Source organism: uncultured Phascolarctobacterium sp. (assembly GCF_937920985.1).
In the GTDB taxonomy this organism is placed as follows: domain Bacteria; phylum Bacillota; class Negativicutes; order Acidaminococcales; family Acidaminococcaceae; genus Phascolarctobacterium_A.
This window is the reverse complement of the sequence record NZ_CALDXR010000046.1, coordinates 23,615-29,885: the sequence shown is the minus strand read 5'-3', so window position 1 is coordinate 29,885 and position 6,271 is coordinate 23,615. Positions and strand designations below refer to the sequence as shown.

Here is a 6,271-nt window from a genome sequence, read left to right as displayed (position 1 = left end):
AAAAACCTATACTTTTTTGCCATATTGAGGATTTTTAAATGATTAAAATAAACTGGTCCGTTGAAGAAGCTGTCGCCTTGTTCTATTTTTATTTCAATGGCTTAACTTCAAAAAATGATTTAAAAAAACTATCAGCTGCATACAAAAAAAGAGCAGTTATGTTAGGTATTCAAACGGATGATAAATTCCGTAACATTAACGGTCTTTCTATGCAACTTAGTTGTATAGCATATATAGTTACAGATGGTAAGCACGGCTTTTCTTCAGCAAGTAAGCTCTTTTATGAAACCTATCATCTATACAAGACATCGCCGGAAGTATTTAGCCGTATTTTTAAAGAATTTAACGATAAATATATGTAAAAAGTATCAGCCAACCTAGTAGGTGACTGATACTTTTTTATATCTTATAATTCTTAGCTTTATACCTAAAACTAGATGTTGGCATACCGCATAATTCAGCTGCCTTTTTAGTTGAAATAAGTTTTTTGCTCCAAAGAGTAACAATAACATGGAAATTCTCCGGCAAAGGTTTAGGCGGACGCCCAAATTTTATTCCCTTAGCTTTTGCTGCAGCAATACCTTCTGCTTGTCTTTGATGTATAATTCTATACTCATTATCAGAACAATAGCTTAATAAACTTAATATTAAATCACTAATCAATGTTCCTAAAAGATTTTTCTCACGTCTTGTATCTAATAAAGGTACATCAATAACTACAATATCCGACCTTTTTTCCTTAGTTATTATACGCCATTGTTCACTTAATTCATGATAATTTCTTCCAAGTCTATCTAAAGATTTGATAACCAAAACACTTGATGCATCTAATTTTCTTAGAAGCTTTTTATACTGTGGACGATTAAAATCTTTTCCTGTCTGTTTATCAACATAAATATTTTTCTCAAGCACTCCTATTGATTTTAATGCAATAATCTGCCTATCCTCCTTCTGCTGGAATGTAGATACTCTAGCATATCCATATAGCTTAGGCTCATTAGCAGCTTTTGTTTTCATAAAAATTACTCCCTTTCATAAAAAATAGTCTCCTATGGTACAACAACCCAGGAGACTATATACTATATTCAATTTCAATTTATAGCAAGCAATAAAGCTATGTACTTTACTATATTCCGTTTCTCTCTGTTTCCCTCAGGCCTCGAATTTATCCGCATGCTTCCTAAAGAATTCATAATAAACCTTGATACCCTCCAGCTCATGCCACCGCTTGACTTCCACCGGCCTGATATCCAGATCATAAACCTTCGCTTCACTCATCGCAAGCACAAACGGCGAATGGCTGACAATAATAAACTGGCAGTTGTAAAAGCGCACCGCCTCCTCCAGATACTGCACCAACTCCTGCTGTCTGAGCGGAGCCAGGCTGTTTTCCGGCTCGTCCAGCAGGTACAGCGCATTTTCCGTAATGTTATCGAAAAAATAGCGAATGGCACTTTCGCCGTTCGACTTTTCCCGTATGTTCAGACCAACATTCTTCTTAACATACATCGAAAGCGTATTATTCCGCATAGCCACCAGCTTCGCCAGCTTTTGCAGATCATCGTCGCCATGGTAGCGGAAGCGACCGTTATCCTGCTCCTTCAGCTCCAGATATTCAGCAATCAGCTGCTCGCGCCTGTCATCTATCCCGCTATTGACAATGCGCCTGTTCAGTACAAAATCAAACACATCATCGCTGGTAATAATTCTGCTACCTAACGGAATGCCATCGCCCCGCGCCTCATAAGTGCAAAGACCAAGGTAATCGTCAAAGAACGTCGACGTATTGAACGGCGTAGCACGCTCCACCCCCAGCTTTTGCGCCATAACATTCAAAAGCGTAGTCTTGCCGGAGCCATTGCTGCCATACAAAATCGTCACTGGCGCAAATTTCAACGTCTGCAACAACCCTCCTGAGGCAATCTTAAAGGGATAAACCGTATTGTGCCATTTAGTCATCACATTATCTAATATCGGACTTTCCTGCTCTTCCGTAGGAAAGGTAAAGCTCTTTAAATATATCATTGTTATCACCTACCTGCATATAAAAACTGCGCAAGCCACAGGCTTACGCAGTTTGCCCCAGCTACGCAATACTCAAGCTGCTTCGCGCTATATCCTATGTATTTCACATTTTTTTTAGTCAGCTTGGCAATCTTCTCACTTTCACTGCAAATTGTGCAAACACCATCTGCACAAATTCATCATGTATGCTTAAAAAGACAGCCTCATCTGGTGCCAGACAACATTTCCGTGAGTAGATTTATCCGACACACCTTCATCAACAAAGCCAAACTTCGCATAATACGGCACCAACATTTCCTTGCAGGTAAGCACCAGGCCCTTGCGCCCCTGCAGCCTTGCATCTTCAATCGCGCGGCCAATCAGCTCACCGGCATACCCCTGCTTGCGATAAGCCGGAATAGTGTTGACGCCGAAAATCATCTGCCACGCCCCATTTTCATTGTGCAGTGTCGCATCTTCGTACATTACATCTGTCAAATCACGCTCATCCGTCACAAAGCCATCTACAAAGGCAATCAGCTTTTCCGCCTCGTACATCAGCCAGAAGTGATTGCCATAATACTTCACCCTGTCAACAAACTCCTTGGCAGTCGCAGCCTCCGCCGGCGGAAAGCATTCTGCCTCCACTGCGGCAATCGCAGCAATATCCTCCGTAGTTGCATATTTTATAATCATAAGCTGTTCCCCTCCGGTAAAATTCATATTCTATTAATTATAGCATGAATCACCGTCTTGTTAAACAGCAAACACAATCTAAAGGCGCTTACGGCGATTTTGCAGGTAGTAAACACTTCTGTAAGTGTAATATATTTTTCTTTTAACAAACTATTGTTTTTATTATTTTTCTGTGCTATAATTACCTTAGTTGCATGGGTAGCCGCATTCCTGCGGAGCTTATGCCTGGTCATGCGGACCAGTGGCGCTTGTCGAGCTTTCGGCAGGCGCCTTTTTTTACATTTGGCTGCTTATATATTTTTGCCTTATTTTATGCTATAATCAAAGGAGGAAACATATGCAAAACCAAGTATCTAATCTTGACAAGCTCACTCTTTCCAACGATTTTCTCTTCAAGCACGTTATGCTCAGAAAGCGCATCTGCAAGCATATTCTGGAAGAACTTTTACACACAAAAATTGCAGATATCACCTATCTCGAAGCAGAACAGACGCTTGATGTTTATCCCGACAGCCATGGTATTCGCCTGGACGTCAGAATTGCTGACAACACCAATACGCATTACAATCTGGAAATGCAGGTAAAGAACCCTGTCAGTCGTACCGGTAAATTTCAGCTGCCCAAGCGCACTCGCTACTACCAGGCCATGTTGGATACAGATATGCTGCAAAAGGGGCAGGATTATGATGCGCTTTCACCTACTTATATAATCTTCTTCTGCCTGTTTGACTTCTTCGAGGATTCCCAGCGTATTTATACCTTTAAAAGACGTTGTCTGGAAAACATGGAGATTGAATTGGCAGATGAAGCTGCTATTATGTTTCTTAACACATTAGGCACTAAGGGCGATATATCGCCAGATATTCAAAGCCTGTTTGACTACATCAACAATAATACAGTTACCAGCAACTTCACCCGCGAGGTTGCTGATACGATTACGGAAATCAAGAATGATAAGAAAGTGAGGGATTCCTATATGACTTACGAAATGCGTATGAAGGATATTCGTGAAGAATCTCTTGCCGAAGGCATAGCCGAAGAAAAACTTGCTACCGCCAAACGGTTTTTAAGCATGGGGTTGTCAGTACAGGACGTTGCCAAAGGTACTTTACTGTCTGTTGAGCAGGTTGAAAAGATTAAGGCTGAATTAGAATGATAAGAAAGCGAAGGATTCCTATATGACTTACGAAATGCGTATGAAGGATATTCGCGAAGAATCTCTTGCCGAAGGTGAAGCTAAAGGTAGAATTGAAGGTAAAGCAGAAGGTATAGCCGAAGAAAAGCTTGCTACCGCTAAGCGTTTTTTAAGCATGGGATTATCAGTACAAGATGTCGCTAAAGGTACTTCGCTTTCTGTTGAGCAAGTTGAAAAGATTAAGGCTGAATTAGCTTGATTCTCCCCCTACCCCCACCGCCGTTCGCTGCCGCGAACGGCTTTTTTTATACAAAAAATCTGCGCAAGCCTCAGCCTACGCAGATTTCTCAAAGCACAAAACACCAACGCTGTTTCGCGTTACACCCTATTTTACTTCAATAGTAAGTTCCTGACCATGTGGAATATTAGGATTCATAGCCTCCTTCAGCTCTTCCGGAGTTACACCCAAATCCACATTATCCCTAACCTCTACCTGAAAATCAGTGCCAGCCGGATAGTTAATATTGCTCCCCTTCATAAAAAGACCGCCAACCAGACTAACTGCAGCAGCAACAGCCACAGCACCGCCATCAGTTTTTCCCTTGCCTTCAAGGCCTTTTCTCAAAGGAACGGTTACATTGTTCAGCGTCTTTATTTCCTTACCTGCAATGCGCAGCACACCTTTTCTGCCAAAGCCGCCCGCCTTTTGCACTTCATATACATAACCCATACCAACAGTACCTTTAGGAATAACCACTACACCGTTAATAATCAGATTTTCGGTAGTTCTGAATTCAACCTGTTGATTTTTCTTAAGCGTTTTGGAATTTGCTGCTTCGATAAGCTCAACATTAAGCATCGTTTGCTTAGGAATATAAATATGACCAGGTAAAACATTGGTAATGGCTAACTTTTGTGTAGCAGCCTGCTCTTGTTTTGCCTGCAAAGCCATTCTTTCCTTAAATGTCAGCTTTGATGTGTCAACTTCCTTAACCGGTTCTTCCTCCTCTGCAAACGGGTCATACTTTTCGTCCACATTCACATAGCGGCTTGCCGGAGCAGCATAAGCCATAGGTAAGCACAAACCGTTGACCATCATAATTCCGCTGATGATTGCTGCTGCAAATTTCCCTGTTCTTTTCATTTTCAAACACCTTCCCTTTTTATTTTGATATCTTATATGCTGCCCATATTATGCATAACAGATATCTGGTAACATTATGTAGCCTACATATAATGAGGCTTTTTTGCAATGAGCTCGCATCGCTGTAGCTTTAAGATAATTTTACTATATGATGCGGACAATATCTATCTAATCCATGTAGTAGCATAAAATAAAAAATTTTCCCATCAAATTTTTATAACTTAAGTCATCAGTACAAACTCACTTCGAACACTATTCGACACACATATCCATAATCCCTGCTTCACTCTAATCGCCTCTTTTATTTGCATGGGTAGCCGCAATTTTGCGGAGCTTATGCCTGGTCGTGCGGACCAGTGGCGCCTGTCGAGCTTTCGGCAGGCGCCTTTTTTACATTTGGCTGCTTATATATTTTTGTCTTACTTTATGCTATAATCAAAGGAGGAAACATATGCAAAACCTGGCAACGAAATTTGATAATCTGACAATCCAAAGCGACTTCATCTTCAAAAAGGTTATGTCACGTAAGCGCATCTGCATGCACCTTTTAGAGGAATTACTGCAGATTAAAATTGCCGACATCAACTACTTTGAGGCTGAAAAATCTCTTGATCCTGACTATGCAAGTCGCGGCATTCGTCTGGATATCATCGTGGCGGACGATAAGAACACACATTATAACTTGGAAATGCAGGTCAATAATATCAAAAATCCCGACACCAAACATTATGTGCTGCCCAAGCGTACACGCTATTATCAGGCGTTGATGGATATTGACTTACTGCAAAAGGGCCAGGAGTATGACCTGCTGCCGCCTACCTTCGTAATTTTTATTTGTGTCTTTGATTTTTTTGCCAAAGGCAATTATTTTTATACCTTTAAAAAGCGTTGTCTGGAGGATATGGAGCTGGAGCTGCCTGATGAAGCAACTACCATGATTTTGAACACCAAGGGTTCGCATGGCAACATCTCCAAAGACATCAAAAGCTTTTATGACTATGTTAATAACCATATTGTAAATAGCGATTTCACTAAGCAAATTGACGATGAAATCAGCTATCTTAAGCTTGATACGAAAGTGAGGCGAGAATTTATGCTTTTAGAAGCACGTTTGTTAGATGAGAGGCGCGAAGGCAGAGCTGATGAAAAAGTTTCTATCGCTAAGCTTATGCTGGCTAAGGGTTGCTATTCTCTGCAAGAAATCATTGAGCTTACCGGTTTATCTATTGATGATATAGAAAAGCTGAAGAATGATATGCATGTAGCGAAGCAAGCTTGATAAGAAAGTGAGG

The 6,271-nt window shown here is 40.9% G+C and carries 8 protein-coding genes; 4 read left to right on the top strand and 4 right to left on the bottom strand.

Annotated features, from left to right (window positions below; genetic code table 11):
- The first annotated feature begins 38 nt into the window (after nt 1-38).
- Nucleotides 39-362: a hypothetical protein gene (locus Q0612_RS08295; RefSeq protein WP_298883271.1), complete on the top strand. Its 324-nt coding sequence runs from the start codon at nt 39-41 to the stop codon at nt 360-362.
- A 37-nt stretch (nt 363-399) separates the two neighbouring features.
- Here the strand turns inward: Q0612_RS08295 and Q0612_RS08290 are convergent, their stop codons facing one another.
- The 3 genes from Q0612_RS08290 to Q0612_RS08280 form a co-directional block, all read right to left on the bottom strand.
- Entirely contained in the window at nt 400-1,017 is a 618-nt protein-coding gene (locus Q0612_RS08290; protein WP_298883268.1) for a recombinase family protein, read from the bottom strand.
- Nucleotides 1,018-1,152: 135 nt separating this feature from the next.
- The gene (locus Q0612_RS08285) at nt 1,153-2,025 is read right to left on the bottom strand and encodes an AAA family ATPase (protein WP_298883265.1); all 873 of its coding nucleotides are present in this window, start codon (nt 2,023-2,025) and stop codon (nt 1,153-1,155) included.
- Nucleotides 2,026-2,214: 189 nt separating this feature from the next.
- The gene (locus Q0612_RS08280) at nt 2,215-2,700 is read right to left on the bottom strand and encodes a GNAT family N-acetyltransferase (RefSeq protein WP_298883263.1); all 486 of its coding nucleotides are present in this window, start codon (nt 2,698-2,700) and stop codon (nt 2,215-2,217) included.
- Nucleotides 2,701-3,037: 337 nt separating this feature from the next.
- On the opposite strand from Q0612_RS08280, the gene Q0612_RS08275 reads away from it, so the two are divergent.
- Together Q0612_RS08275 and Q0612_RS08270 are read left to right on the top strand one after the other, a co-directional pair.
- A complete protein-coding gene (locus Q0612_RS08275) occupies nt 3,038-3,856 on the top strand; it encodes an Rpn family recombination-promoting nuclease/putative transposase (protein ID WP_298883260.1) in 819 nt (272 codons plus the stop codon).
- A gap of 22 nt (nt 3,857-3,878) precedes the next feature.
- Nucleotides 3,879-4,094 (top strand): hypothetical protein, encoded by a 216-nt coding sequence (locus tag Q0612_RS08270; protein ID WP_298883258.1) that lies wholly within the window; start codon nt 3,879-3,881, stop codon nt 4,092-4,094.
- A 126-nt stretch (nt 4,095-4,220) separates the two neighbouring features.
- Here the strand turns inward: Q0612_RS08270 and Q0612_RS08265 are convergent, their stop codons facing one another.
- Nucleotides 4,221-4,979 (bottom strand): hypothetical protein, encoded by a 759-nt coding sequence (locus Q0612_RS08265; RefSeq protein WP_298883255.1) that lies wholly within the window; start codon nt 4,977-4,979, stop codon nt 4,221-4,223.
- Between the two features lie 451 nt (nt 4,980-5,430).
- Between Q0612_RS08265 and Q0612_RS08260 the strand changes: the two genes are divergently transcribed.
- Nucleotides 5,431-6,258 (top strand): Rpn family recombination-promoting nuclease/putative transposase, encoded by an 828-nt coding sequence (locus Q0612_RS08260; RefSeq protein ID WP_298883253.1) that lies wholly within the window; start codon nt 5,431-5,433, stop codon nt 6,256-6,258.
- Nucleotides 6,259-6,271: the final 13 nt, after the last annotated feature.